The sequence below is a fragment of the Sanguibacter biliveldensis genome, from assembly GCF_033798665.1.
GTDB classification, from domain to species: domain Bacteria; phylum Actinomycetota; class Actinomycetes; order Actinomycetales; family Cellulomonadaceae; genus Sanguibacter; species Sanguibacter inulinus.
Map to the genome: position 1 here is coordinate 2365721 of NZ_CP138359.1, position 24733 is coordinate 2390453.

Here is a 24733-nt window from a genome sequence, read left to right on the forward strand (position 1 = left end):
TCCTCGACGGTCCACCTGTCCGGGTGGCGGAATGGCAGACGCGCTAGCTTGAGGTGCTAGTGCCCTAACGGGCGTGGGGGTTCAAGTCCCCCTCCGGACACAGCGCAGGACAGCACGACGCAGAGAAGACAGAGCGGCCCCGGGATCATCCCGGGGCCGCTTCGTCGTCCCCGGGTCTGTCCGTCACCCCCGCAGCTCTCAGGCGACCGGCAACCACGCCCGGGTAGCCCTGACGAGCGCCGAGACCCCGATGCCCAGGGTCGGCTCGATCACCGGCGCGTAGTGGGGCGAGTGGTTCGAGGGCACCGTGAGCAGGGCCGGGTCGGTCATGTTCCCCGTGGTGAAGAGCGCAGGGTCTGTCCCGCCGAGGAGCCAGTACGACAGCAGCGCGCCCGAGGCTGTCGCCAGCACGCCCACGTCTTCGCTCCCAGCCCCGGCACCGGGGTCGAGGACGTTCTCCGGCCCGAGCCACCCCCTGAAGACGTCGAGGGTCTTGCCGAGCGCGCCAGCGTCGTTCACGACCACCGGGAAGCGCTCGATCGAGGTGATCTCCGGCTCGCCGGGCGCTCCGGCCGTGGCCATCTCACCCCGGACGATCCGCTCGACGCTCGCCAGGACGTGCTCGCGCACCCCCTCGTCGTAGCTGCGGATGTTCAGCTGGAGCTCGGCCTCCCCCGGGATGACGTTGGCCGCGCTGCCGGCGTGGACGGATCCCACGGTGAGCACGGCGACGGCTGTGCTCGGGATCTCGCGCGAGATCACCGTCTGCAGCCGCAGGACTGTCGCCGCAGCGATCACCACGGGGTCGATCGAGGACTGGGGCATCGAGCCGTGCGCGCCCTTGCCGACGATCGTGACGCGCAAGGAGTCCGATCCCGCGTAGGAGGCCCCCGCGTGACCGGCGATCTTCCCGGCAGGCAGGGGCGCCACGTGCTGCCCGAGCACGACGTCAGGCCTGGGGAACCTCTCGAAGAGCCTGTCGTCGACGAGCGCCTGGGCTCCGGCGCCGAGCTCTTCGGCCGGCTGGAACACCAGGAGCAGGGTGCCTGCCCAGGTGTCGGTGCTGCCGGCGAGGACCGCAGCCGCGCCGAGGAGGCACGTGGTGTGCAGGTCGTGGCCGCACGCGTGGTCGACGGGGACCACAGCGCCGTCCTGGTCCGTGGCCGTCGCCGTGCTGGCGTAGTCGAGCCCCGTGCCCTCCAGGACGGGCAGGGCGTCCATGTCAGCGCGGAGCAGCGCTGTCGGCCCGTCGCCGTTCTTCAGCAGGCCCACCACCCCCGTGCTGCCGACCCCGGTGGTGACCTCGTAGCCGAGCGCACCGAGGCGCTCGGCCACGATCCCGGCCGTCCGGTGCTCCTGGAACCCGAGCTCTGGGTGCCTGTGGAGGTCCTTGTAGAGGTCGACGAGCGCTGGGTCGGTCTCGACGTCTGGCTGAGCAGTCATGAGCTTCTCCTGTCTTCGCGGTACCGGTCTTCGAGATGGTTCCCCCAGCCTTGCAGGACGCCCGAGATGCGCCACTGGTGGTGAGATGTGCCAGGTCAGCGCGCTGGAGTCTGGTCACGTCGGGCGTGGCCGAGGCTGCCGCTGCGCACGGAGGTGGTCGAGGACCCCCTCAGATCCGTGCTAGATTTTCCGTCGCAGCCAGAGGACGGAAACGTCCGACGGAGGCTCACCCGTCCGGGTGGCGGAATGGCAGACGCGCTAGCTTGAGGTGCTAGTGCCCTAACGGGCGTGGGGGTTCAAGTCCCCCTCCGGACACAGCGCAGGACAGCACGACGCAGAGAAGACAGAGCGGCCTCGGGATCATCCCGGGGCCGCTTCGTCGTCCCCGGGGTCGCACAGCCTCAGAGAGGGCCGAAGAGGCCTATGGCGCTCGTCACACCAGAGGACGATGATCAGGAGGTCAGCACCGACCTCTCAGAGGGATCCTTCCCATGGACTTCAGGCTCGAGCTCGTGCAGGTTCCCGTCAGCGACATCGACCGCGCCAAGGACTTCTACGTGGACCAGGTGGGCTTCGTCGCCGACCACGACGTCACGGTCTCCGACGAGCTGCGGTTCGTCCAGCTCACGCCGCCCGGCTCGGCGTGCTCGATCGTCCTCGACCTCACCATGACCGACATGGCCCCGGGGTCGCTCCAGGGCCTCCAGGTGGTCGTCGACGACGCCGACGCCGCGCGCGAGCACCTGCTGGCCCACGGTGTCGACGCACCCGAGGTCCAGGACCTGCCGTAGGGACGGTTCACGTCCTTCACCGACCCCGACGGCAACACCTGGGCGATCCAGCAGATCGTGCCGCAGGGCTGACCGATAGGCTCAGGGGCCCCGAGCAGAGGACCTGAGCACCATGATCGCGATCGACCCCGACGACTCCGCACCCCCGTCCGAGCAGATCCGGGCCCAGGTGCTCGCGGCCGTGCGCTCCGGGGCGCTGGCACCGGGCGCCAGGCTCCCCACCGTCCGCACGCTGGCGGCCGAGCTCGGCGTCGCGGTCAACACCGTTGCCAAGGCCTACCGCGAGCTCGAGAAGGACGAGGTGGTCGAGACCCGCGGGCGCAACGGGACGACGGTGTCTCCGCACGGCGACCCCGGAGAACGGCTCGCCCAGGTCGCCGCCGAGGCCTACAGGGCGCGGACCGAAGAGCTCGGCATCGACCCTGCGACGGCGCTCGCGATCGTCACGGCGTCACTGTCCGGCACGCAGGGCTGACGCCTCGCCGTCCCCCCTCGAGCGCGGCAGCCTGGGCAGGCGCAGACCCCCGCTCCACGAGGCTCAGAGACCCGCGTCTCGCCCGACCCAGTCGCGCGAGGTCATCTCGGGCCGCCCTGTCCAGCTGTCGGCGAGCATCGGCGAGGAGATCAGCATGTCGGCCGTCGCCACGTTGCACGCCATGGGGACGTTCCAGACCGCACCGATGCGCAGCAGGGCCTTGACGTCGGGGTCGTGCGGCTGGGGCTCGAGCGGGTCCCAGAAGAACACGAGCATGTCGATGACCCCCTCCGCGATCTTCGCGCCGATCTGCTGGTCTCCTCCCACGGGCCCGGAGAGCAGGCGGGTCACAGGGAGCCCGAGCTCGTACTCGAGCATCGTCCCCGTGGTCCCCGTCGCGAAGAGGTCGTGGTGGGAGAGCGTGCCGCGGTTGAACTCCGCCCAGCGGAGCATCTCGACCTTCTTGTTGTCGTGGGCCACCAGGGCGATCTGGTGCGAGACTCCAGGCATGGGTGCTCCTCGGTCGACAGTCCGGGCCGGTGGAGGCCGGCCGTGAGCGTGCAGCGCCGAGACGTCGGCACTCCCCCGCCCTGAGGCCCATCATGCGCGCGGCACAGGCGGGTCCGCTACGGGGCGCCGCGTCCAGGCAGAGACCGACCTGGTGCAGGAGCGCCCAGGTCAGAGCGCATGCCCACCCGCGACGAGTGCCCGCAACCCACCGTGTCCCTGCGCATCCTGCTCAGATCCCCGCCAGCAAGGTCGCGGCGATGACGAGCATGACGACCGCGACAGCGGCGTCGAGCCAGCGCCACGCGGCCGGCCGCGAGAAGAGCGGCTGGAGGAACCGGGCCCCGAAGCCCAGGAGCGAGAACCACACGAGGCTGGCGAGGGCGGCACCGAGACCGAACCACCAGCGGGCGTCCCCGTGCGTCGTCGCGATCGAGCCGAGCAGGACGACGGTGTCGAGGTAGACGTGCGGGTTGAGCCAGGTGAGAGCCAGAGCCGTCGAGACGGCGGCGACAAGAGTCCCGCCGCGAGCAACGGTCTCCTCGGTGTCGGGCGTCGGCCGCAGCGCCCTGCGCGCGGCCAGCACCGCGTACACGGTGAGGAAGGCCGCCCCGCCGACGCGGGCCCACACGACGAGCCCTGGGTGGGCCTCGATGATGCTGCCCAGCCCTCCGACCCCTGCGGCGATGAGCACCACGTCAGAGAGCGCGCAGACCAGCACCACCGGAAGCACGTGGACCCCGCGCAGGCCGGCTCGCAGGACGAAGAGGTTCTGGGCGCCGATCGCGACGATGAGCGAGAGCCCGAAGGCGGCGCCAGTCAGCACCGTGAGCGCGGAGGAGGTCATGGCGTCACCGTAGAGAGCAGAGGGCCAGTAGTCGAACAACTAGAAGTGATCGAGCATAAGATCTGCTGATGACGTCGATCGACTCCCCGCAGCTCGCCGCTCTGGCCGCCGTCGTCGACGAGGGCTCCTTCGAGGCCGCGGCCGACATGCTGCACCTGACCCAGCCGGCAGTCAGCCAACGGATCAAGGCCCTCGAGTCCTCGGTCGGGCAGATCCTCGTCCGGCGGACACGGCCTGTCACCGTCACCGAGGCCGGTCGCAGCTATCTGCGCCTCGCGCGGCAGGTCTCTGTCCTCACCGACGACGCCCGCCGAGAGGCCGCGGGGTCGGGCACCTCGGGGCGGTCTGTCGTCCTGCCGATCGCCGTGAACAGCGACTCTCTCGGCAGCTGGGTGCTCCCTGCGCTGGCCCCGCTCGCCGCGGAGATCGCCTTCGACCTCCACCGGGAGGACGAGGCGCACTCTGCAGCGCTCCTGCGGGACGGCAGCGTCATGGCCGCGATCACCACCTCTCAGGCCCCGGTCCAGGGCTGCACGGTCCGGCGGCTCGGGATCATGACGTACCGCGTCTGCGCGGCGCGCAGCTTCGCCGACAGGTGGTTCTCTGGCGGGGCGACGACGGCAGCCCTCGCCGAGGCGCCCGTGGTCGTCTTCGACCGCAAGGACGACCTCCAGGACGCCTATCTGCGCGCCCGGAGCGTGGAGCCGGGCACTCCCCCACGCCACTACGTGCCCTCGTCAGCGGACTACGCCGACGCCGTCCGGCTCGGCATGGGGTGGGGGCTGCTCACCGAGCCGCAGTGCCTCTATGGGCTCGAGAGCGGTGCGCTGGTCGAGCTCGACCCTGGTCGACGTACCGAGGTCACGCTGTACTGGCAGCAGTGGTCGTTGCGGACCGCAGCCCTCGACAGGGTGTCGGCGGCCGTCCACGAGGCTGCTGCTCGGCATCTGCGATGAACGGGCCTGCGCCCCGGGCACGCCGGCTCAGGGCGTATGCTGGTCCCAGACTTCCGGCCCTGAGCGGTTCGGTACCAGACTGTTGAGACAGCAGGCAGCGCGACCCCCGTGTCCACACACGGGGGTCGTTCTGTGTCTGCAGGTCCCTGGTGCCGCCACCCGGCCTGGGACGGCTGGCTGGCAGGCTGCAAGCCTGCGCCGGGTCTCAGAGACTAGACGTCAGGCGCCAGCGCGCCCGTGCTCTGCCAGGACGGCGTCGGTGAAGACAGGCCAGACCTCGGCGGCCCACGGTCCGAAGTCGCGGTCGGTCAGGGCGACGCAGGCGATCCCCGCGGCAGGGTCGACCCACAGGAAGGTGCCGGACTGCCCGAAGTGGCCGAAGGTCCGCGGTGAGCTCTGCGCGCCCGTCCAGTGCGGGCTCTTGCCGTCACGGATCTCGAAGCCCAGCCCCCAGTCGTTGGGGCGCTGGCGGCCAAAGCCTGGGACCACACCGTCGAGCCCCGGGAAGACGACCGAGGTCGCCTCCGCGACGGTCTCGGGGTGCAGCAGAGTCGGCCGCTGCAGCTCGGCGGCGAAGCGTGCCAGGTCCGTGACGGTCGAGCGAGCACCGGCCGCCGGAGAGCCTGAGACGTCTGTCGACGCCATGCTCAGCGGCGCCAGGACGGCCTCGCGGGCGTAGGTCGCGAAGTCGATCCCCGCGCGCTCGGCGATGGTCTCGGCCAGCACCTCGAACCCGACGTTGGAGTAGATGCGTCGTTCTCCCGGTGCGGCCCGGACCGTACGCTCGGAGAAGTCGTAGCCCGCGGTGTGCGCGAGCAGATGACGGATGGTGGCCCCCTCAGGACCCGCAGGGTCATCGAGCTCGACGGCGCCCTCCTCGACCGCGACGAGCGCCGCGTAGGCGGTGAGGAGCTTGGAGACCGAGGCGAGCGGGAAGACCCTGTCGAGGTCGCCGTGGGAGGCGAGGACCTCGCCGTCCGCAGAGACGACAGCCGTCCCCGCGTGCTCGACCGGCCAGGACTCGATGAGTTCGACGCTTCGCATCACACGACCCTAGAACACCCGCACGAGGGTTTCGAACCAGCGGGCAGCCGACCCGGCACTCCAGGGTCGCCGGAGACTCTGCAGACCCGTGCCTGGGTCAGCCCGAGTGACGCCCAGACTGCCCCGAGGTGCCCTCGTCGGGCAGGACGACGTCGTCGTCGGTGACAGGCGTGGGCGGGGTGCGGACCCGGCGGGGCTGCTCGGTCCGGCTCCTGCCCAGGGAGACCGGCGGCGGGACGCTGACGCCCGCGTCGGAGCGGACAGGGGCTGGACGTGCCTGCTGCCCGGGGTCGGGTGTCACCGAGACGGCACCTGTCTTGGTCGGCTCCGGGCGCTTCGCGGCGGGCACGGGCACGGACTCGACCGAGGACTTCGGCGGGGTCTGAGGCCGAGCCGGCGGCTGAGCCTCGGCCTGAGGCTGCGCGAGTGGCTGCGCGGCCGGGGCAGCGACGGGCTTGTCAGCGGTGACTTGCGTTCCTGGGGACACGGCCGAGGGCACCGACGGTGCCGGAGACTTGTCGGACGCTGCGCGTGCTGCGGTCCTCGTCCTCGCCGGGGCAGCACGACGCGCGACAGGTGCCGGTCCTGCGGGGGCGACGGCGGCTTGCTCGTCAGGAGCGACGTCCGGGTCGACCGACGCGTCCGGGTCCACCTCGGCCGGCTCGGGCTCGGGCTCGGGCTCGGGCTCGGGCTCGGGCTCGGGCTCGGGCTCGGGCTCGGGCTCCACGATCGTCGGCTCAGGGGCCCTCGTGCCAGGCGCAGCTTCGGCGACCTCGTCGGTACCGGTACCGGTGCCGTTGCCGACGCCCGTGCCGGCGCCGGTCCCCTCCTCGGCATCGACCGCCGCGCTCTCCTGCTCTGCCGGAGGCTCTTCGACCAGCCCGGCGGAGTCTGCGGGCTCGGCAGGATCTTCGGTCCTGGTAGCACCCGTGGGACCAGCGGCACCTGTGGGACCGGTGGCAGCCGTGGGACCGGTGGCAGCCGTGGGACCGGCGGCAGCACGGGCCCCGAGGACGATCTCCTCTGCGGCCGCAGCCGCGTCCACGCCGTCGGGCTCAGCAGCGTCGGACCTGGCCTGGCGCGCAGCCGTCTCGTCGGGCGTCGTCTGGTCGGGTGCTGTCTCGTCGGGCGTCGTCTCGTCGGTTGCCGGCGCGTCGGGGACGGAGATGCCCTCGAGGGCCATCCGGACGAGGGTGCGGGCGTCGGCAGGCAGCGGGGCGAGCGGACGAGGGAGCTCTCCGACGTCGAGACCGAGCATCTGCGCGATGCTGTGGGCCGTCCGGATGCCGCCGTACTGGCGCACGATGATCGACAGCGGTGTCAGCTGGCGCTGGAGGACACGTGCGTGGGGCGCGTGCCCGGAGGTCGCAGCCTGGGCGATGGCGACGCAGATCTCGGGGAGCACACCGGCCAGGCCGGAGTGCCAGGCCGTCGCGCCGGCGAGGAGCACCTGGGCACCGTGACCGTCGCCACTGAAGCCCCAGTCGATCTGACGGGCCGTGCGCGGGGGCATCGCCGCAGCGATGCGGTCCATGCGGTCCTTGGCGTCGGTCGCGTTCGCGGCGCGGTCCTTGAACCCGGCGACGGCGCTGAGGCGGCCGATCTTGGTCAGCTGCTCGACGGAGAACCTGTGACCCGTGGTCGAGGGGTTGTTGTAGACCCAGAGCGGGATCTCGGTGGCTGCCGAGGCGTCCTTGTACAGGCCGTAGATCTCGTCGAAGGTCAGCGGCTGGTAGGCCATCGGCTGGAGGAGCGCGCCGCTCGCACCGACGCTGTGCGCCTCGGCGAGGTTCGCCAGGACCTCGGCGGTGCTCAGGGCTCCGACACCGACGATCACCGGGGCACGCCCGTCGGCGACCTCGACGGCGCTGCGGGTGATGCGCTTGCGGGCCGAGCGCGGCATGTAGGCGAAGCCACCCGTGCTGCCCAGCACACCGACGGCGTTCGCGCCTGCGCTGATCGCCGAGTCGACCAGCTGCTCGAAGGACGAGGTCAGCAGACGCCCGTCCTCCCCACGGGGGGTCAGCGGGTACGCGACGAGTGGTCCGATCGTGGGCATCGATTCAGAGTAGCGATATTGCTCGGCTCGCGTGCGGATGAAAACCCCTGCGTTCATTGGAAGTCTCGTGAAGTTGTCGTGACCTGCAAGGACAGGGCCGAGAGGTGCTCGGCGACCAGGTTGGTGGCCCCGTCGTTGCGTTCCAGCCGCCCCCGCACCACGAGAGCCGCAGAAGTTCGCGCCACACGCCTGAACCGCTGCCACAGGCCCGGCGAGCAGATGACGTTCAGCTGGCCGGTCTCGTCCTCCAGTGAGAGGAAGGTCACACCTCTCGCGGTGCCGGGTCGCTGCCTGTGCGTGACCACGCCACCGACGGCGACACGCCGTCCTTCGTCGGCCGTGGTGCACTCCGCGACGGTGATCGCACCGATCCGCAGGAGCGCCGGGCGTGCGTACTGCGTGGGGTACGACTCGGTCGTCACCCCTGTCGCCCACGTGTCGGCGACGGCAGTCTCGACCTCGCTCATGCCCGGGAGCATCGGGGCAGCCACCCCGACAGAGACCCCCGGCAAGGTGTCGGGCCGCTCCTGCGCGAGGGCGCCGGCAGCCCAGAGCGCCTCGCGGCGCTCGACCCCGAGGCAGTCGAGCGCCCCGGCGGTCGCGAGGGCCTCGAGCTGGGCCGTGCTCAGGCGCACCCGCCGGGCGAGGTCGCGCAGGTCGACGAAGTCACCGTGCTCGGTGCGCTCGGCCACGATCTTCTCGGCGACCTCTGCGGTCACCGTGCGCACCGACGAGAGCCCCATCCGGACCGCCAGTCCGCGGGTCCCGCTCCCCGGGGACTGCTCGACCGCCGCCTGGACCTGCGAGGCCAGCAGGTCGGGGCGCAGCACCTCGACGTCGTGGCGGCGGGCGTCGGCGACGAGGGACTGCGGGGAGTAGAAGCCCATCGGCTGGGCGGCCAGCAGGCCCGCGTAGAAGGCCTCGGGGTGGTGCACCTTGAGCCAGGCGCTCGCGTAGACCAGGTACGCGAAGGAGTAGGCGTGGGACTCGGGGAAGCCGAAGTCGGCAAAACCCTTGAGCTTGTCGAAGATCTCCTCGCCCGCGACGCGGTCGATGCCCTTCTTCTCCATGCCGCTCAGCAGGCGCTCGTGCAGCGCCTCCATCTTCTCGGTCGAGCGCTTGGAGCCCATCGCGCGGCGCAGCGCGTCGGCCTCGGTCGCGCTGAAGTCCGCCAGGTCGATCGACATCTGCATGAGCTGTTCCTGGAACAGCGGGACTCCGAGGGTCTTGCCGAGGGACTTCTCGAGGAGCGGGTGCAGGTACGTCACCTTCTCGCGCCCGCGCTTGCGGTTGATGTAGGGGTGCACGGAGTTGCCCTGGATGGGCCCGGGGCGGATGAGGGCGACCTCGATGACGATGTCGTAGAAGCAGTCCGGCTGCAGGCGCGGCAGGGTCGAGATCTGCGCGCGCGACTCCACCTGGAACACCCCGATCGTGTCGGCCGCGCACAACAACCTGTACACCCCGGGGTCTTCCTGCGGCAGGCCGTGCAGCGTGAGCTCGACACCCTCGTGGGTGCTCACCTGCTCGAAGGCGATGCGCAGCGCTGTGAGCATGCCGAGGCCCAGCAGGTCGAACTTGACCAGACCGGCGTCGGCGCAGTCCTCCTTGTCCCACTGCAGGACCGTGCGGCCGGGCATGCGCGCCCACTCGACAGGGCACACCTCGATCACCGGGCGGTCGCACATGACCATGCCGCCCGAGTGGATGCCGAGGTGCCGCGGCAGCCTCAAGAGCCTCTCGGCGAGGGCGACGACGGCGTCCGGGATGTCTTCGGTGTCGCGCTGGGGGGCGTAGCCGCCCTTGACCCACATGCCCTCGCGCGCCATCGCCCTGTCGTCGCGGGCTGTCGGCTCCACGAGCGGGTCCCGGATGCGCTCGCGCTGCTCGAGCGCCCCGTAGGGCTTGCCCTCGGGCATGCCTGCCGCGACGGCCTCGGGCGACGGCGGCGCGGGTCGCAACGACCCCCAGCGCTCGATCTGCTTGCTCCACGCGTCCTGCTGGCCGGTGTCGTAGCCGAGCGCGCGGGCGGCGTCGCGCACAGCAGACCTCGGCCTGTACGAGATGACGTTGGCGACCTGGGCGGCGTGCCGGCGCCCGAAGGTGTCGAAGACGTGCTGGATGACCTCTTCGCGTCGCTGAGACTCGATGTCGACGTCGATGTCGGGCGGCCCGTCACGCTCGGGCGCGAGGAAGCGCTCGAAGAGCAGCCCGTGGGTGACGGCGTCGACAGCGGTGATCCCGAGCGCGTAGCAGACGGCCGAGTTGGCCGCGGAGCCACGCCCCTGGGCGAGGATCCCGTTGACCCTGCAGAACTCGACGAGGTCGTAGACGACGAGGAAGTAGCCGGGGAAGGTGAGGTCTTCGATGATCCGCAGCTCGTGGTCGATCTGCGCGTAGGCCCCGGGGACCCGCTCGGACTCGCGCGGTCCGTACCTGGCGAGGGCTCCGCGCCGGACGAGCTCACGCAGCCAGGTGGCCTCGGTGTGACCGGCCGGCACGGGGTAGGGCGGCAGGTTCGGGGCGACGAGCGCGAGGTCGAAGGCGCACTCGGCACCGAGCCTGGCTGCTGCGGTCACGGCCTCGGGGTGGGCGCTGTGGCGGACGAGCATCTCGCTCGCCGAGCGCAGGTGCGCCGACGGCGCACCGGGCAGCCACCCGTCCATGTCGTCGAGGCTCGAGCGGGCCCGGACGGCGGCGAGGGCCGCGGCGAGGTCGGCGTCGCGCGGGTGGGCGTAGTGCGCAGCCGTCGTGGCGACCAGGTCGACACGGGCGGCATTGGCGAGCGCGGCGAGGTGGTTGTTGCGCTCGTCGTCGTAGGGGTCGCCGGTGCTGGTGATCTCGACGGCGACGTTGTCCCGGCCGAAGGTGGCGACCAGACGGTCGAGCTCGGTCGCCGCGCCGCGGGGGTCCCAGTCCGGGCCTGGCCCCAGGGCGCTGCGCACGGCCCCCTTGCGGCACCCTGTCAGCACGAGCCACTGGCCGTCGGCGCGCGCACCGAGCTCGTCGAGGGTGTGGTCGGCGGCGCCCTTGCGGCCCGTCGAGAGGTGCCCCTCGGCGATCGCGGACGACAGGTTGCGGTATCCCTGGGGTCCCCGGGCGAGGACCAGCAGGTGCTCCGAGCGCGGGTCGGGGACACCTGTCGGCGCGTCGAGGGTGCCTGCAGCGTCGGGCAGGTGCAGCTCGGCCCCGAAGATCGTCGGCAGGCCGAGCTGGCGAGCGGCCTCGGCGAAGCGCACGACGCCGTAGAGACCGTCGTGGTCGGTGAGCGCGAGGGCTGTGAGACCGAGGCGGTGAGCCTCGGCGGCCAGCTCTTCGGGCTGGTTGGCCCCGTCGAGGAAGCTGAAGGCGCTGTGGGCGTGGAGCTCGGCGTACTCGGGCCGGGCTGACGGGCGGGTGCGGTGGGTCATGTCACGGCTTCAGTCGTAGAGGGCTTCGCAGGTCCACTGCCCACCTGTGCAGGCGAGCAGCAGGGCTGTGTCGTCGTCGAGGACGACCTGCACGTACACACGGCGCTGGGCGGTCTCGCCCCACCACCGTTCGGCGAGCGGCCAGGGACCAGCCCACCCGGTGACCCTGTGCCGTCCGGACGCGGTGACGAGCACGGCGGGCTCGCCGCTCGTCGCGAGCCGCACGTTCACCAGCACCGGCTCCCCCTGGGCGTCGAGCAGGGTGACGTCGGCGGGCTCGGCGGGCACCGTGGCAGGGGCGGGCTGCGGCAGCTGCCCGGGCCAGGGTCTGTCGAGGGCGCGGGGCGCGGGGTGGGTGTCTCCCCACGGCACGAGGTGCACCTGGTCGCGGGCGCTGCGTCCGCCCTGGAGGGTGGCGCTGAGCACGCCGTCACCGCCGAGGATGCCCTGGACACGCTCGGTGACGCGCCGGGCGCGGAGCTCGTCGCCGCTCGCCGCGCCCCACAGCCGGCCCTGCTGGGCACCGGCGGCGACCACACCCTCGGCGGTGATCGCGAGGCGCACCAGCGGAGACGGCTCGGGGTCGCCCTCGCCGCGGACCCCGGTGGCCGACAGCCAGCCCTCGAGCTGCCAGCGCACCCTGTCGGTGATGCGTGCGGCGGACAGCCCGCCGAGCGCGCCGTCGTCGGTGCGCCAGGTGCGCGAGAGCGCGAGCCCGGACTCCGTGTGGGCGCTGATGCGCAGCCGGGAGCAGGTGACAGAGCGCTCGAGGACGAGGGCGTAGAGGTCTTCGGCGAGCGAGCGCGCGACGAAGGCCGCGGTGTCGACGCGCTCGACAGGCGGGTCGAGGGCTGTCTCGACGCCGATGTCGGGCTCGAGCCGGCGGCGGGCCGGCGGGCGCAGGTCGGCGCCGCGCGCCATGCGGTGCGCCCAGCGCCCGCGCTCGCCAAAACGGGTGTGGACGTCGGCCTCGGCGAGGGCGCTGAGGTCGGCGAGGGTGCGCAGACCGAGCCTGGTCCACAGGTGCACGAGCTCACGCGTCTCGTCCACGGCGTCCGGGCTGGTCGCGGCGTGCAGCAGCGCGTCGAGCGGGTGCGTCGCGAGGAACTGCGCCGTCTGACCGGGTGGGAGCAGCAGGGCCGTGCGTGCGGCGAGCAGGGAGGCGAGGATCCCGTCTGCGATGCCGACCTGGCTCTCGTGCCCTGTGCGCTCGGCCACGGTCTCGACGAGACGCCGCGCGAGCTCCTCCTCCGAGCCGTGGTAGCGGCTGGCGCCGAGGGCAGGCAGCAGGATCAGGCCCGGCCGTGCGATCTCCAGCCCGGCGACCAGGGTCTCGACGGCGACGGCGACGGGCTCGAAGTCGCGCGTGTCGCGGGCGTCGTCGACGGGCAGCAGCTCGAGCTCGGGGCAGCACTCCTGCGCCGTGCGCAGGCGCATGCCGCGGCGGACGCCCTGGCTGCGGGCTGGCGCCGAGCTCGCGACGATCCGTCGTCCGTCGTGCACGGCCGCGGGCTGCTGGGCCGGGACCTCGGCTGCACGCATCGCTGCGACGACGGGCCAGTCGGGCACCCACACCACGGCGGTGCGGTGGGCTGAGGCCCCCGGGACGTGCCGGGTGGCTGCCGCGCTGGTCGACGTGGCAGCGGTCGGGTGAGCGCCTGTCGGCTGAGTACCTGCAGGGTGGGTGCCTGCCGGGTGGGTGCCTGCCGGGTGGGTGCCTGCCGGATGAGCACCGGTCGGTCGGGCGTCGGCCGGGCTGGCGTCGGCCGGGCTGGCACCGGCCGGGCTGGCGTCGGCCGGGCTGGCGTCGGCTGCTCGGACGTCGGCCGGCGGCACGGTCGGGACGGTGGTCATCAGCCGACCTGCGCGAAGGACGGCTGGACGGCGTCGTGGCGGGCAGCGGCGACGGCTGCCGGGGCCGTGGTGGTTTCGGGGACGACCACGGGTGCGATGTCGGGGGCGGTGGCAGGCTCAGCGAGCGGTGCAGTGACCGGCCCAGGTGCGAACACACCTGAAGTCGTGCTCGCTGGTCGTGCGAAGGGCAGCGTCACGGTGTGGCGGTAGGTGATCCCCTGCGCCCTGTCGGTGCGGGTGACGGTGAGCTCACGGCTGCTCAGCCTCCCGCTGCCGGCACCGAGGCCGGACCACCGGGTGCGCTCTGCGGCGAGGGTCATGTGGGCCCCCTCCCAGGGGCGCAGCGAGACGATGACGCTCGCCCGCTCCCGGGCGCGGGCCACGAGCCGACGACGGTCGGCGCGCAGGAGCGAGACCTCGGGCCCGACGACGACGATGTCCATGCCGTCGAGCAGGGCCGCGAGCGCCGGTGCGGCCTGGGCCCCGGGCGCAGGGACCAGCACGAGCCTGCTGAGGTCGATGCCCGCCTGGGCGACGGCGAGCAGCCCGATGCTGGGTGCACCGACGACGGCCGCCCAGGATCCGGCGCGCGAGGCCTCGGAGAGCAGCGCGAGGAGCACCGAGGTCGAGCCGTCGACCTGGACGGTGATGCCTCGGCGCAGACCTGCGGGCAGCAGCGGCAGGAGCTCGTCGGGGACCGGCAGTGGTGGCCGTTCGGTGCTGATGATGGTGTCGACAGCGTGCAGGGGTGCGGGGGCGTCTGCGGGCACGGCCGGCTCGCCCTGCTCGGTGCGCCCCACCGCGGGGGGCACCACGGACGAGAGCGTCGCGTGCGAGGGGACTGTGGGTGAGGGGGCTGTGCGTGAGGACGCGGTGTGCGAGGACGCCGTAGGTGACAGCGCGGCGGGTGGGGTCGTCACCGGCACCGAGGTGGGCCGTGCCGACCGTCGGCCTGCGTCGACGGAGCCGAGCCGGGTGGCGACCTCTGCGGCGGGCACCACGCTGAGCGACCTGGCTCCGGTCCGCTCTTCGGCGGCGCGCAGCGCCTCGCGGGCCCGGGCCACACGCTCGGCAGCGGTGCTCAGGGCCGGTGCCGGAGCAGGACCTGTCGCGTCCTCCGGGGTGGCGTCGGCCCGCGGAGCAGGGTCGTCCGACGAGGTGAGTGCGTGCATCGGGGGTCACCTGCCAGTGGTCGTCGTCCCGAGCGCCGGAGGTCTGCTCGGCAGGCGTCCGTGTCGAACACCTGTTCGAACAACGATACGTCACGTCACCGACACCGAGCAGCCCCGGACGCCGACCTCACCCGTCCCGACGGCCCGCAGCCAGACCACCCGTCAGGTCATGAGACCCCCGACAGGCAGCTCGACCTGGCACGACGCCCCGTCGGACCACACGACCCGCACGGTGCTGCCTGTGCGCCCAGCATCACCGCCGCCACCGACAGCGCCGACAGCACTGGCAGCACCGGCACCCACGACCTTCGGCGGCGTCTCCTCGGGGACGGCGGCCCCCGCGAGCCGCACGGCCACCGCGTACCACCCGGCACCGGGCTCCCCCGGTGTCTCGAGCCACGGCACCGCTGTGCACGGGCCCAACGGGGTGACGTCCTCCTCGACGTCTGCGCCCGCGACCAGGTCCCCGACCATCGCCTGCACGGACGAGACGAGCGTCATGGTCGTCGCACGCACCATCGGCCGGGCAGCGACCTCCGCCCCCTCGCTCGCACCTGTACCCGTACCGCGAGCTCCCTCGACCACCACGGCTGGCGGCACCGTGTCCGACAGCGCCCAGCCGGCGACCCGCAACCGGCCGCTCGTCGCCCCGGGCACGGCGTCGACCATGACGAGCCGCACCTCCCAGGCCCCGCGGACCACAGACCCCGTGGTCACCCACGGTCCCCAGGTGACCTCGCCGGCGAGCCCCGAGCCGTAGTCGCGTGCGTCGTCGGCCGGTCGCACCCAGTGCGCCCTGCTGCGGGAGAACGCCACCCCGGCCTGCGCGACAGCACCGCCCGTGCCCGCGGGATCCCCGCCACCTCCGGCACCCTCAGGACTGCCAGCAACCCCAGCACCCTCGAGCGCGACGACCCCGACGCTCACCGTCTCGAGCCCGGAGCGGTGGCTCAGCCGTCCGTCCGGGCCGACGACAGCGGCGGACTGGTCGAGGGGGTCTGCCGCGCCACGGGAACCCATCACGGGCGACGTGGCCGTCGAGTACCCGAGCCGCGCGTAGACCGGGGAGTCGGTCACCGCGTCGCCGGGCAGCGCGTGGTCCGTCCCGTGGTTGACCACCCTGACGAGCCCGTCTGCGCGGGTCCCCGAGACCAGCCACCCTGGCGCCCGCGCCACGGTGAGCACGTCGCCACGCTCGACCGGGAGCGGTTCTTCGGTCGCTGTCCACACAGGGTGCTCGGCCGGCAGCGCGAGCCCGAGCATCCCCTTCGACGCCCAGTAGGGCGACCCCGTGCCTGAGTAGTGCTGGGCGAGGTGGGGCCACTCCCCGTGCCAGCCGAGCGTCAGCAGACCACGCTCGTCGGGCACGCCGTGCTCGGTGAAGTGCCTGACGATCCCCGAGGCTGCCCGGCGCGTCTGACCGGGTGTGAGAGCCGTCGACCCGGAGAGCGCACCCGCCCAGAAGGGCGCCGCCGCCGCGAACCTGTAGACCAGGCTGCGTCCCTCGAAGAGCGGGGCCCCGTCTGCCCCGACGAGGGTCGCCGCCTGGCCCAGGTAGTCGTCGAGGTGCGCGTCGAGGCGCGCACGCCTCGACAGCACCAGGGGGTCGTCGGGGGCCATGCGTGCCCAGAGCACCGGGTAGAGGTGCAGCGCCCACCCCGTGTAGTAGTCGAAGCTGCGCTCGGGCCCGTCGGCGTACCAGCCGCCCTCGCGCACGAAGGTGTCGTGCGTGGCGAGGTCGGACTCGATGTCCTCGGCCGACCACGGACCGCCGACGGACCTCAGGAAGGTCTCGACGACGATCCTGAACCACACCCAGTTGTTCTGCGGGTACTCCCCACCCACGACAGTCGCGAGATAGTCGACCACCTGCTGCTGGACCTGTGGGGCCATGCGGTCCCAGATCCACGGCCGGGTCATGTCGAGGCCGATGACCAGCGCCGCGGCCTCGACCTTCGCCTGCCCGTGCTCGTCGGGGCGCGTCCAGCGACGCGGGTTGGCCGGGTCGGTGCCGGCCGCGAAACCTGCGGCGTAGCGCCCGGCGAGGTCGAGCGGGTCGCGGCCGCGCTCCCCCGCGAGCCTGAAGGCCGCGAGCATGAAGCTGCGCGCAAATCCTTCGAGGCCGTCGATGTCGTGCCCGTAGCCGCCTGTGCGACCGGGCAGGTCGACGTGCGAGCAGTCGGGCGAGGTCCACGGCCGGGTCGCGACGAGCAGGTCGTCGGCGAGCGCGGCCCAGTGGGCGCGGGTCCACCCTGTGCACGGCGAGAGCTCGTGGTCGGCGGGGACGTCGAGGAAGGTCAGACGGCGGGGAGCCTCGCGGGTGCTCATGCGCTGACCTCCAGCAGCTCGCGCGTCATGGTGGCGGTCAGCGCCAACCCGGCGGCGTAGAGCTCGAGCTGGTCGAGGGCGCTCGTGGTCATGCGCAGCGTCTCGGAGCCGAGCGACCCGGCCACGTGCGGGGTGAGCATGACGTTCGGGAGCCCGTGCAGCAGTGACGTCGCGGGCAGCGGCTCCGGGTCGGTGACGTCGAGGACGGCGTGCAGGCGACCGGTGAGGCACTCGGCCGCGAGCGCGTCGTGGTCGACGAGGCTGCCGCGGGCGGTGTTGACCAGGGTCGCGTGGTCGGGCAGGGCGGCGAGCTCGACGGCGCCGATCATCCGGTCTGTCGCCGGGACCGACGGGGCGTGGAGCGAGAGGACATCGACGCGCCCGAGCATCTGCTCGAGGCTGACCAGCGCCCCGCCGGCAGCGGCGACCTCGGCCGGGTCGGCGTAGGGATCGACGACCAGGCAGGTGCACTCGTCGAGCACCTGGAGCCTCTCGACGACGCGGCGCCCGACGCGGGAGAACCCGACGATGCCGACGGTCAGCCCGAAGGTGCTCAGCGGCCCCAGAGTGTCGCGGCGGGACTGGGCGCCGCGGTGCTGGCGGGCGAGGGCACCGAGGGTGAACACCTTCTTGCTGGCCAGGACGATCGCGGCGACGGTGAACTCGGCGACGGGGACGGCGTTGACGTCGGCGGCGGTGGTCACCTGGATGCCCCGCTCCCAGAGCGCGTCGCTCACGTGGGGTCGCACGCTCCCGGCGCAGTGCAGCACAGCGCGCAGGGCCGGCAGGTGCTCGAGCCGAGCGGCGGTGAGGCGCGGGGCACCCCAGGAGGTGAGGAGCACCTCGACGTCGCGGGCCGCCTCGCGGACCTGCGGGCTGTCGAGGGTGTCGGTGTGGACCAGGTCGGTGAGCGTGGCGAGCCGGGCGAACCTGTCGAGCCTGGGCCCGTCCATCTGCTGGTCGAAGACGTCGTCGGCCATGAGCGCGAGCGCGCGGGGGCGCCGCTGGGGCGGGACGGGTCCGGCGGGGGGCATGGGTCTCCTCGGTGAGCATCGTCGAGCGTCGTCGGGCGGCGGGCTGCGCTCTCAGTCAAGACCGGCGCTACGATGACCGGCAACCAGGTCGATCAGAGACCGACACACTCGATCAGGCTCGAACACCGACGTTCGAGAGTCAGCGAGGCACGCATGACCCCCGCACCCGAGTACCACCCCGTCGCACGCGGCGCGCAGGACGACGCAGCAGGATCCGTGGGGCCCCTGCTGTCCACCTGGCGCGACCACCTGGGACCCGGTGCCCGGCCGCGCAGGCTGACCCTCGGTCTGCCTGTGCCCTCCTCGGGCGAGCGCGACGTCTGGGCGCAGGCAGACCTGCCCACGCTGACCGCGCTCGCGGCCCGTGCGGAGGCGGACCGCACCCAGCCCTGGCCCGTCCCGCTCGCGAGCGACTACGCGAGGTTCTTCCGCGACGGAGACCGGACGGCCTACGAAGACCGCGTCCGCGAGCGCCAGCACCGCCTGAGCCGCGCCGCGGTCATGGCGGCGTGGACGGGTGACGAGGCGTGGCTCGACGAGACCGTCGACGGTCTCGTGCTGCTGTGCGAGCAGAGCGGGTGGTCGTGGGCCGCGCACGACGACACCTTCTCCGCCCACGGTGCGGTGACACCGACTGTCACCGACCCGTATCTCGACCTCGGTGCCGGGGAGGTCGTCGCGCAGCTCGCGTGGGTCGACGCGCTGCTCGGGGACGCCCTCGACGCACGGGCACCGGGCGTGCGGACCCGGGTCCGCCACGAGGCGCAGGAGAGGGTCTTCGAGCCCTTCTCCCGGCGGCGCGACTGGCACTGGCTCGGTCTCGACGGCGACGTCCACAACTGGAACCCGTGGATCCACGGCAACGTCCTGGTGGCGGTCCTCGGGCTCGTCGAGGACCCTGCCGAGGCGGCGCGCCTCGTGGGCCTGGTGATCGAGGGCCTGGACAGGTTCGTCGCGTCGATCCCGGCCGACGGGGCGATCGACGAGGGGTACAGCTATTGGTGGAACGGCGCAGGACGGGCTCTCGAGGCCCTCGAGCTGCTGCACCACGCGACGGCGGGCACCCTCGACGCGACCCGCGTGCCCGCCGTCCGGGAGACGGCACGCTTCCCGCACCGCATGCAGGTGGCCGGCCCCTGGTACGTCAACGTCGCCGACGGACCGGCGCGCCCCACTCCCGACCAGCCCTGGCACGTGCTGCACCGCTGGGGGCGGCTGCTCGGTGACGACGCGGTCACCGCCCACGCGGCCTCGCACGCGGACCCCGGGCGTCCGCTCGTCACCGAGCACGCAGGCCTGGGCAGGGCGCTGCGCGGTCTGACCGACCCGTCGTGGGCCGCTGCCGGGCGCTCTGGGGCGACACCGCACGCTCCCCTGCCGCTCGAGACGTGGTTGCCCTCCGTCGAGCTGCTCGTCGCCCGCGAGCAGGCCGGTAGCCCCGCGGGCCTGACGCTCGCCGTCAAGGGTGGGCACAACGACGAGCACCACAACCACGACGACGTCGGCAGCGTGATCGTCGCCATCGACGGGGTCCCCGTGGTCGTCGACGCCGGTCAGCCGACGTACACGGCGCAGACCTTCGGCCCCGGAAGGTACGACATCTGGACCATGCAGAGCGGCTGGCACAACGTCCCGGTCGTGGCGGGGACCGAGCAGCCGCCGGGGTGTGCGTCTGCCGCAGCCGGTGTGCGGGTCGAGCTCGCCGAGCACGTCGAGCACGCAGCGGTCGGCACCGCCGACGGCGAGGGTCCCGGTCCTGGTGAGCGGGCACATGAGGCTGCCCAGCAGGTCGCGGCCGAGGGCCAGACCCGTCCCTCTCGCTCGTCGCTGTCGCTCGACCTGTCGGCCGCCTATCCCGGCCTGCCCCCTGAGACGTGGCGACGCACCGTGACCCTCGACCGCGAGCACGGCGAGGTGGTCGTCTGCGACCGGCGGTCTGCCCGACGCTCCCCTGCATCGCTCCCAGTCCCGGTCTCGCGCACGGCAGCCCCGGCCGCTCCTGAGCCGACTCCTGCGGACGAGATCCGGTTCCTGCTGCACGGCGAGGTCACCCTCCCCGCACCGGGCGAGGCCGAGGTCCGCGCACCGCGCGCCGCCCGCGCTGCGCTGCTGCGCTGGGACCCCGCCGCAGCGACGGCCCGCCTCACGGTCCGCACCCTCGACGACCCGCTGCTCACCGACGTGTGGGGTGACCACCTCACCAGGCTCGACCTCGTCCTGACTGAGGCGAACGACGCAGAGGGGCACAGGTCAGAGGGCTCAGAGGGCTCAGAGACAGGCGAGCAGGACGAGACGGCCCGGGGTCGGACCACGACGGTCGTGATCTCCGCAGGCGCACCTCTCGGAACCACCCCCGGACCGTCCGACGAGCAGGCCGCATGACCGCCCCGCGCACCGTCACCACCCCGCACACCTTCGGGCTCCAGCGGCGTGAGCGGATCATGGACGAGCTCCGCCGCGACGGCTCGGTGCGGGTCAGCCGCCTCGCCGCCGAGATCGGGGTCAGCGAGATCACCGTGCGGCGCGACATCACCGCCCTGGCCGACGAGGGCCTCGTGACCCGGGTGCACGGCGGTGCGACCCTGCGCAGCACGCTCGACGTCGGCACGAGCGCCACGAGCAGGCCGCGCGGGACGGGCACCACCCGCTTCACGATCGGCATGGTCGTCCCCTCGCTCAGCTTCTACTGGCCGCAGGTGGTCCACGGGGCGAGGGCCGCGGCGACCCTCGGCCGGGACCGCGTCGTCGTGCGCGGGTCGTCGTACAGCGTGAGCGACGACAGGTCGAACATCCGCAGGCTGCTCGACTCCGGGGAGGTCGACGGTCTGCTGCTCGCCCCGCAGGTCGAGGGCGAGGAGGGGCGCGACCTCGTGCGCTGGCTCGACACCCTCGACGTCCCGGTGGTCCTGGTCGAGCGGCAACCACCCGCAGGGGTCCACACCCAGCGGGTGGAGTGGGTGCGTACAGACCACGCCTACGGGGCCGGGCTCGCCGTGCGCCACCTGCACGGGCAGGGTCACCGTCGTGTCGGGCTCGTCACGGCGACCAGCCCGCACGCCGACCTCATCCGGGCCGGCTGGCGCGAGGCCTGCGACGAGCTCGGCATGCCCTCGGGTGACGACCTCGTCGGCCGGGCTGTCGGCTTCGGCGACGAGGCCTGGGAGCAGGTGCTCGACGAGCGCATGGCCCAGGTCCAGCAGACGGGGACGACGGCGCTGCTCGTCCACTCCGACCCCGAGGCGATCGCGCTGCTCCAGCTGTGCGCAGACCGCGGCATCAGGGTCCCGGGTGACCTGGCGGTGGTCGCCTACGACGACGAGGTGGCCAGCATGGCCGAGCCCGCGCTCACAGCGGTCCGTCCGCCGAAGAGCGAGGTGGGCCGGGCTGCTGTCGAGCTGCTCACCGCCCGCCTCGGCGAAGGGCGCCGCCGTCCCCGGCGCACCGTCTCCCTCGACCCGTGGCTCGTGGTGCGGGCGTCGTCGCGGTCCGGGCGTGCGGGGCACCCTGCCCAGAGTCCATGATGGAGGCATGGACCTGAGCCGCCCCGTCGCACCCGAGCCCTATTCCCTCCTCCCCGCAGTGCCGTCGTTCACGCTGACCAGCGACGACCTCACCGAGGGCGCACCCCTCGGAGCCGAGTTCTCCGCCGAGGGTGGCAGCACCTCGCCGCACCTCGCCTGGTCGGGCTTCCCCGACACCACGCAGTCCTTCCTCGTGAGCATGTTCGACCCCGACGCCCCGGTGCCCTCGGGCTGGTGGCACTGGAACGTCGTCGACGTCCCGCTCGAGGTCACCGAGCTCGAGCAGGGTGACGGGTCGAGCGACCTCATGCTCCCCGGCGCCGCGTTCCACGTCCGCAACGACGGCGGAGAGTTCGACTACCTCGGCGCCGCCCCGCCGAAGGGTGACCGCCCGCACCGCTACGTCTTCGCGGTGCACGCCCTCGACGTCGACACCCTCGACCTCGACCCCGAGGTCAGCCCCGCTGTGGTGCACTTCACTGCCGTGTTCCACACGGTCGCCCGGGCTACGCTCACCGCCACGTTCCAGCTGGGATAGCCTGCACGCATGCCTGACCGACACTCTCCAGAGACCCCCTCGTCCGGCACCGGAACCCCTCAGCCTGCAGCCCCGACCATCGGGACGCTCACGTGGCTGAGGGCGGTCGACCACCCCGAGCTGCTCGCCGACGTCACGCACGCGGCGCTCCTCGAGTGGGCGGCCTCGGACCCGACGGTCGCCGACAAGGTGTTCGTCGCGGAGATCGACCCCGAGGTGTCGGACACGGCCGCGATGTGCGAGGCGTACGACATCACGATGACGCAGTCGGTCAACTGCGTGCTCGTCGCCGGCAAGCGTGAGGGTGTCGAGCGCACGGCCGCCGCAGCCGTCAGGGCGTCGTCGCGGGCCGACATTAACGGGACCGTGAAGTCGCTGCTCAACGTGCGCAAGGCGTCTTTCGTGCCTGTCGACCGCGCGGTGAACGAGTCGAGCATGGAGTACGGCGGCATCAGCCCCATCGGCCTGGGCAAGCAGTGGCCCGTGCTCCTCGACGACGGCGCCAAGGCTGGCTGGATCGTCATCGGCTCGGGGGTGCGGCGCTCCAAGATCACGCTCCCGGGCGTGCTGCTCGCGACCATGCCGCGGGTCCAGATCATCTCGGACCTCGGCGTCTCCTGAGGCGTCTCCTGCCGGTCTACCGCCTGCTGCTCTGCCGCCTGTCGTCCTGACGCCTGCTGGTCTGCAGCGTCAGGTCAGCCGGGCGCGGAGCCCGTCGACGAACACGCTGAGACCGAAGCCGAAACGGGCGGTCTCGCCCGCGAGGGGGCTGTCGGAGGTCTGCGGACCACCGGCAGCCCCCTCTGCTGTGCCCGGGGTCGCCGTCCCCGGCGTCGCCAGGTCCGCCGAAGACGCGGTGTCGCCCGCGGCTGGTGTGCCCGCGGTCCGTGCGAGGGTCTCGGACTGCGCGTGCCCCTGCTCGTCGGCGGTGTGGCCCAGCACGTAGTGCAGGACGGCGAGCGCGGCGAGCTCCGCCTCGGCCGGGGTGAAGCCGGCGTCCGCGAGGACCTGCGAGAGCAGGGCGAGCGTCCCGCCCTGCCCAGTCCGCAGGGAGTGCGCAGCGGCGACCACCTCGGCCCCGTCCCTGTGCGCGAGCAGCGCCGCCCGCAGCCTGTGCGCCAGCTCGTTGAACCTCAGGTCCCAGTCGCCCGTGGGCATGTCGTCGTCGAGGTGCTCGAGGATCCTGTCGGCGACGGCGCCGAGCAGCGCCTGCTTGTTCGCGACGTGCCAGTAGAGGGCGCCGGGCTGGACCCCGAGCGACGCCGCGAGGCGCCGCATGGTGAGGTCGCCGAGACCGTACTCGTCGAGGATCCTGATCGCCGCGTCGACGACGTCGGTCCTGGTCAGTGCCACAGTCTGGGTCCTGGCCCTTCTGGCTCGACGGTCTGGTAGGAGTTCGGCAGCGCCGTCACCCCGAGGCCGATCCTCTCGCACCACGGGCGGTCGCGGCGTCGCTCGCGGTGCTTGACGCTACCTCACAGGCCAGATACCTTGAACGCCGTTCAACAACTTGAACACCGTTCATGTCAGGAGTCTCCATGTCCACCGCTCTCCCGCTCGGCCCCGGCCGGTCGCCCGTCGACAGCCTGGTGCTCGCCGACCTGCTCCCCCGCCCCGTCGCACTCTCGCGCACCGCGGTCGACACGCTCCTCGTGCTCGCAGGGACCCTCGTGGTGATTGTCCTCGCCCAGGTCGCCGTCCCGCTGCCCTTCACCCCCGTGCCGATCAGCCTGGCGACCCTCGGCGTGCTGCTCACCGGAGCCGCCCTCGGCACCGCTCGCGGCAGCCTGAGCGTGGCGCTCTACGTGCTCGTCGGGATGCTCGGTGCCCCTGTCTACGGCGACGGCGGCAGCGGCTGGGCCTTCGCGTCCTTCGGCTACATCCTGGCGTACCTGCCGGCCGCTGCTCTTGCCGGTCACCTCGCCCGCCGCGGGCAGGACAAGACCCCGCTGCGCTCGGTCGGGCTCGTCCTGCTCGCCTCTGTCGTGGTCTACGCGGGCGGCGTCCCGTGGCTCATGGCCTTCCTCGACGTGGACCTCGCGACGGCGCTGCGTCTCGGCGTCGCCCCGTTCCTGGTCGGTGACACCGTGAAGGCGCTGCTGATCGCGGGTGTCTTGCCGACAACCTGGGCGCTCGTGCGCCGCGCGCGACGCTGAGCAGCGGCAAGGCTGGCGCTCCTGGTGGTGCTGGTGCTGGCACTGGACCAGCTCGCGTCAGCACCGGGTCCGTCACCCTCGCTCCGCCACGCAGCCTCGGCCGTGCCGTGCCGTGCCGCCATCCCCAGGATCACCCCTCAGACGAACGATGCCCTCGCCCCGGAGACCCGGGCGAGGGCATCGTTCGTCTGTCCGCACACGTGACGGACAGATCCAGAGGAGTCAGTCTGTCGGCTCGGTGACCGGCACGTCAGACGCAGCCTCGACCTCGTCGGCGTCAGCCGCCGGTGCCTCAGACCAGCCGGGCGCGATCGAGTCGAGGTACTCCGCACGCCCCTCGGGGAGCGAGCCGGCCACGTGTGCCACCCTGTTGATCTCGATCCAGGCGGCCATGGCCTCGGCGTCCTCGACAGCCGGCTCGGGCGTCACGCGGGCGCGGGCACCGGCGTCGTTCCAGCCGGGGATCTCGGCATCGAGGTGCGCAGCGAGGTCGGGGTCGATGGTCCCGGCGTCGTACGCGTCGATCTGCTCCTTGATCCAGATGGTCAGCTCTTCTTCGGTCTTCTCGCTCACAGCAGCCCTCGTTCGTCGATCGGTC

19 protein-coding genes, 2 tRNA genes and 1 pseudogene are annotated in these 24733 nt (G+C 72.6%); 10 read left to right on the forward strand and 12 right to left on the reverse strand.

Annotation, left to right across the window (positions count from 1 at the left end):
* The first annotated feature begins 17 nt into the window (after nt 1-17).
* Nucleotides 18-100 (forward strand) — tRNA-Leu (locus SANBI_RS10305).
* 98 nt (nt 101-198) lie between these two features.
* Here SANBI_RS10305 and SANBI_RS10310 read toward each other — a convergent pair.
* Entirely contained in the window at nt 199-1443 is a 1245-nt protein-coding gene (locus tag SANBI_RS10310; RefSeq protein WP_319154731.1) for an amidohydrolase, read from the reverse strand.
* A gap of 232 nt (nt 1444-1675) precedes the next feature.
* Here SANBI_RS10310 and SANBI_RS10315 point away from each other — a divergent pair.
* From SANBI_RS10315 to SANBI_RS10325, 3 genes and pseudogenes are all read left to right on the forward strand, one after another.
* A tRNA-Leu gene (locus SANBI_RS10315) sits at nt 1676-1758 on the forward strand.
* 176 nt (nt 1759-1934) lie between these two features.
* Nucleotides 1935-2231: pseudogene (locus tag SANBI_RS10320) on the forward strand (VOC family protein); the annotation flags it as partial.
* A gap of 115 nt (nt 2232-2346) precedes the next feature.
* The gene (locus tag SANBI_RS10325) at nt 2347-2709 is read left to right on the forward strand and encodes a GntR family transcriptional regulator (RefSeq protein ID WP_319154733.1); all 363 of its coding nucleotides are present in this window, start codon (nt 2347-2349) and stop codon (nt 2707-2709) included.
* A 63-nt stretch (nt 2710-2772) separates the two neighbouring features.
* Here the strand turns inward: SANBI_RS10325 and SANBI_RS10330 are convergent, their stop codons facing one another.
* Nucleotides 2773-3219 (reverse strand): methylglyoxal synthase, encoded by a 447-nt coding sequence (locus tag SANBI_RS10330; RefSeq protein WP_056133621.1) that lies wholly within the window; start codon nt 3217-3219, stop codon nt 2773-2775.
* Nucleotides 3220-3448: 229 nt separating this feature from the next.
* On the reverse strand, nt 3449-4063 hold the full coding sequence (locus SANBI_RS10335) for a LysE/ArgO family amino acid transporter (protein WP_319154736.1): 615 nt from the start codon (nt 4061-4063) through the stop codon (nt 3449-3451).
* Nucleotides 4064-4131: 68 nt separating this feature from the next.
* Here SANBI_RS10335 and SANBI_RS10340 point away from each other — a divergent pair, with 68 nt between their 5' ends.
* The gene (locus tag SANBI_RS10340) at nt 4132-5019 is read left to right on the forward strand and encodes a LysR family transcriptional regulator ArgP (RefSeq protein WP_319154738.1); all 888 of its coding nucleotides are present in this window, start codon (nt 4132-4134) and stop codon (nt 5017-5019) included.
* Between the two features lie 219 nt (nt 5020-5238).
* On the opposite strand, the gene SANBI_RS10345 is transcribed toward SANBI_RS10340, so the two are convergent.
* The 7 genes from SANBI_RS10345 to SANBI_RS10375 all read right to left on the reverse strand — a co-directional run bounded on the left by SANBI_RS10345 (nt 5239) and on the right by SANBI_RS10375 (nt 17920).
* Nucleotides 5239-6063 (reverse strand): serine hydrolase domain-containing protein, encoded by an 825-nt coding sequence (locus tag SANBI_RS10345; RefSeq protein WP_319154740.1) that lies wholly within the window; start codon nt 6061-6063, stop codon nt 5239-5241.
* Nucleotides 6064-6160: 97 nt separating this feature from the next.
* Nucleotides 6161-8122 (reverse strand): dihydrodipicolinate synthase family protein, encoded by a 1962-nt coding sequence (locus tag SANBI_RS10350; RefSeq protein WP_319154742.1) that lies wholly within the window; start codon nt 8120-8122, stop codon nt 6161-6163.
* 53 nt (nt 8123-8175) lie between these two features.
* On the reverse strand, nt 8176-11532 hold the full coding sequence (locus tag SANBI_RS10355) for an error-prone DNA polymerase (protein ID WP_319154744.1): 3357 nt from the start codon (nt 11530-11532) through the stop codon (nt 8176-8178).
* 9 nt (nt 11533-11541) lie between these two features.
* The gene (locus tag SANBI_RS10360; protein WP_319154745.1) at nt 11542-13386 is read right to left on the reverse strand and encodes a DNA polymerase Y family protein; all 1845 of its coding nucleotides are present in this window, start codon (nt 13384-13386) and stop codon (nt 11542-11544) included.
* The gene (locus SANBI_RS10365; protein ID WP_319154747.1) at nt 13386-14558 is read right to left on the reverse strand and encodes a hypothetical protein; all 1173 of its coding nucleotides are present in this window, start codon (nt 14556-14558) and stop codon (nt 13386-13388) included. Before SANBI_RS10365 ends, SANBI_RS10360 begins: the two co-directional genes overlap by 1 nt.
* 162 nt (nt 14559-14720) lie before the next feature.
* The gene (locus tag SANBI_RS10370) at nt 14721-16886 is read right to left on the reverse strand and encodes a DUF2264 domain-containing protein (RefSeq protein ID WP_319154749.1); all 2166 of its coding nucleotides are present in this window, start codon (nt 16884-16886) and stop codon (nt 14721-14723) included.
* Nucleotides 16883-17920 (reverse strand): hydroxyacid dehydrogenase, encoded by a 1038-nt coding sequence (locus tag SANBI_RS10375; protein ID WP_319154751.1) that lies wholly within the window; start codon nt 17918-17920, stop codon nt 16883-16885. The genes SANBI_RS10370 and SANBI_RS10375 overlap by 4 nt, the downstream gene beginning before the upstream one ends.
* 153 nt (nt 17921-18073) lie before the next feature.
* Between SANBI_RS10375 and SANBI_RS10380 the strand changes: the two genes are divergently transcribed.
* The 4 genes from SANBI_RS10380 to SANBI_RS10395 are packed head-to-tail and all read left to right on the forward strand — an operon-like array spanning nt 18074 to nt 22600.
* Nucleotides 18074-20302, forward strand: a complete 2229-nt coding sequence (locus tag SANBI_RS10380) for a heparinase II/III family protein (protein WP_319154754.1) — start codon at nt 18074-18076, stop codon at nt 20300-20302.
* On the forward strand, nt 20299-21441 hold the full coding sequence (locus SANBI_RS10385; RefSeq protein ID WP_319154757.1) for a substrate-binding domain-containing protein: 1143 nt from the start codon (nt 20299-20301) through the stop codon (nt 21439-21441). Before SANBI_RS10380 ends, SANBI_RS10385 begins: the two co-directional genes overlap by 4 nt.
* Before the next feature lie 7 nt (nt 21442-21448).
* On the forward strand, nt 21449-21979 hold the full coding sequence (locus tag SANBI_RS10390; RefSeq protein ID WP_179914261.1) for a YbhB/YbcL family Raf kinase inhibitor-like protein: 531 nt from the start codon (nt 21449-21451) through the stop codon (nt 21977-21979).
* Nucleotides 21980-21988: 9 nt separating this feature from the next.
* Nucleotides 21989-22600 (forward strand): YbaK/EbsC family protein, encoded by a 612-nt coding sequence (locus SANBI_RS10395; protein WP_319154761.1) that lies wholly within the window; start codon nt 21989-21991, stop codon nt 22598-22600.
* Nucleotides 22601-22669: 69 nt separating this feature from the next.
* On the opposite strand, the gene SANBI_RS10400 is transcribed toward SANBI_RS10395, so the two are convergent.
* Nucleotides 22670-23332 (reverse strand): TetR/AcrR family transcriptional regulator C-terminal domain-containing protein, encoded by a 663-nt coding sequence (locus SANBI_RS10400; RefSeq protein WP_319154763.1) that lies wholly within the window; start codon nt 23330-23332, stop codon nt 22670-22672.
* Between the two features lie 185 nt (nt 23333-23517).
* On the opposite strand from SANBI_RS10400, the gene SANBI_RS10405 reads away from it, so the two are divergent.
* Nucleotides 23518-24135: a biotin transporter BioY gene (locus SANBI_RS10405; RefSeq protein ID WP_319154765.1), complete on the forward strand. Its 618-nt coding sequence runs from the start codon at nt 23518-23520 to the stop codon at nt 24133-24135.
* Nucleotides 24136-24357: 222 nt separating this feature from the next.
* On the opposite strand, the gene SANBI_RS10410 is transcribed toward SANBI_RS10405, so the two are convergent.
* Nucleotides 24358-24708, reverse strand: coding sequence for a hypothetical protein (locus SANBI_RS10410; RefSeq protein WP_319154767.1), 351 nt, complete (start codon nt 24706-24708; stop codon nt 24358-24360).
* Nucleotides 24709-24733 lie beyond the last annotated feature (25 nt).